A 2,609-nucleotide genomic window follows, 5' to 3' on the forward strand; every position below is an offset into this window, starting at 1 on the left:
TGACAGCCTCACAAATGGCTTCTGCATCAGCCATGTCGGTCTTATTTCGTTTGAGTAGAGTCGAGGAGAGGCGCGGTGATGCGCTTGTTGCGCGTTCCGTTTCCTCTCCCCGCTCATCAAACCGGACGTGCAGTTTTCCCGCATCCGGCTTTCCGACAGGTTTTGTCACAAGGCGCACGTCGGCGACACTTTGCGCACGCGGTTCAAGTACGCCAGGGTTCCCATGGATCTGATCAGAGAACCGTCTGACGCCACGTCCTGGCGTCTTATGTCGTCTGCGCAGAAAGGCGAGCACGCGGTCGAAGACGTGTCGATCAACGGCCTGATGAGCCGTAGCAAGAGAGCCATAGCTGAAGTAAGCGGACCAGCCGCGCAGAAGGCGGTTCAGTCGTGCTTGTACTTCGGGCCAAGCGCCCTTGTTGCCCGGCGTCAGCAGTACGCTGACCTTCCTCTTGATCCGCAGCACGCTTTTCTTGGACGGAGCCGCGCCAAGATACCACCGTCCCCCATTGCGGAAGCGGCGGGGTCCGAGCGTGTACCCAAGGAAGTCAAAGCTTTCCAATCGGGCATTCTTCACCGAGGTTTTAGTCTCGTTGAGCGTCAACCCAAGCTTGGTCATCACCGCTTTCGTCCACGTCAATGCTTCCTCCGCGTGGCCGCGGCTGAGAATGACGAAGTCGTCGGCATAGGAGATAACCTGGGCATGGAATGCTTCACGCCGACCGCTGAGACGCCAATGTTTCAGGAACCGGTTCATGTAGATGACGGAGAGCAGCGGACTGATGACACCGCCCTGTGGCGTGCCACGCTTGTTGCTCTTACCGCCGCTCATGCACCGTTTCCCGTCGCTATCCCGCTCCTCGACCGGTACTCGCAGCCATAACTTAATCAGCCGCAGCACATTCCGGTCAACGATGCGTCGGGCCACCGATTTGAGGAGGTCCGAATGCGGGATCGTGTCGAAGTATTTCGACAGATCGGCGTCAACAACGTCCGTGTAGCCCCGGCACACAAGCCGGTGCACTTCCTTGACTGCATCGACCGCGTTACGACGCGGGCGATATCCATAAGCACCGTCCTCAAAATCCGCCTCGAAGATCGGTTCCAGCACGATCTTTGCGGCAGCTTGGACGACCCGGTCCCGGATTGTTGGCATACCGAGTGGACGTTCGCCGCCGCCGGGCTTCGGGATCATCACCCGCCGCACCGGATCGGGCCGGTAAGTCTTCGTGACGAGTTCATCGCGCAGGCCGGCCAACCATGCTTCGAGTCCCGACGCGTCGATTTGCTCGAAAGTTATTCCGTCCACTCCTGGCGCACCCGCGTTGGCGCGGGCCAGCTTGTAGGCATGGCTCAGAATGTCCTCGCGGCAGATCTTGTCGTACAGCACATAGAAACGGAAGGCAGGCTCCGCCTTCGCCTTGCAATAAAGCTTTCTCTGAAGGCTCCTGATCTTATCGGGCGTTTGTAGGCTCATCGCCAATCGACCCATTCCCTCGCCATCTTCAAAAGCGCACCTGAAGTCAGGGTCCTTTCCTCCGCCGGAATTACCCGGTTTCATCAGTACTACGACCCTGTCCGACTCCCGTCCGGTCCATCGACTACTCGATGCTGAAGGCGCGACCTTCGACCAAGACGGGTCTCCCCCGATTACCCGCACTACCTTTCCGGCGTGCCGTGCCCATTACCCCGGTGAACCGGACAGGTGCATGCGTCGATTGCTTCCCTGTCAGCGCGGCCTTCCCCGCCATACGATCGGGTCGGCATTCACATCGTAACTTTCGAGGCGTGCTCAGGCTTCACTCACGTTACGGGCCGCTGGATTGCTCGGCCGCCAAAAGCGACCTTTGTCACGAGGCTTCGATCCGTCCGATTGCTCGTCCAAACCGCTCGTCAGCTACCAGATCAATCGACAATTCTCTGGGTGGATCCTTCCTCCACTGGTAATGCGCGCCGTCGGGGCGCACCATAAGGCTTCACATAGGCCGGTGGCATCATGCGGACCGAATGCCCCAGCGCCGCGATTTCGCGCGCCCAATGATGTGCACTCGCACAAGCCTCCATGCCGACCAGGCAAGAGGGGAGCGCTCGAAAGAATGGCAGCACCTGCGATCGTCGGTAAGCGCTTAGCCGCCACCGTATGGCCGCAGGCTTGACGCTTTGCGGAATCGCCACGGCATGAGGTCTTCGATTCTGCTATGGGGATGGCCGTCGATAATGGCTTCGAGTGTTTCGGCGATGTAGGCGGCCGGGTTGACGTCGTTGAGCTTGCAGGTGGCAACGATCGAGGCAAGCAAGGCCCAATTTTCAGCCCCGACCTCATGCCCGGCGAAGAGAGCATTTTTTCTGGTCAGGCAGACTGGCCGGATGGCGTTCTCGACAGGGTTCGTGTCGAGCTCGAAGCGCCCGTCTTCGAGGAAGCGGGTCAGCCCTTGCCAGTGATTGAGCGCGTAGCGGATGTCCTCGGCGAGCGTCGAACCGCTGGAGATCATCGACAGCTGCTTCTCGAACCAAGGCTTTAACGCGGCTATGATGGGCAGCGAGTGCTCCTTGCGCGCGGCCAGCCGGATGTCCGGCGATGAGCCGCGGACCATGGCTTCGATGGCGTA

The 2,609-nt window shown here is 59.8% G+C and carries 2 protein-coding genes and 1 pseudogene; all 3 read right to left on the bottom strand.

The window, feature by feature from the left end:
* The coding region (gene ltrA, locus K359_RS56550; protein ID WP_245284958.1) for a group II intron reverse transcriptase/maturase at window positions 1-1,477 on the bottom strand (1,477 nt) is incomplete at its 3' end.
* 491 nt (window positions 1,478-1,968) lie between these two features.
* A pseudogene (locus K359_RS60740) lies at window positions 1,969-2,137 on the bottom strand (IS110 family transposase); the annotation flags it as partial.
* Window positions 2,127-2,609 (bottom strand): transposase (locus K359_RS56555; protein WP_156929137.1); only part of this gene is annotated, 483 nt, incomplete at its 5' end. The pseudogene K359_RS60740 and the gene K359_RS56555, both read right to left, overlap by 11 nt.

The sequence above is a fragment of the Bradyrhizobium sp. th-b2 genome, assembly GCF_000426785.1.
Classification (GTDB): Bacteria; Pseudomonadota; Alphaproteobacteria; order Rhizobiales; family Xanthobacteraceae; genus Bradyrhizobium; species Bradyrhizobium septentrionale.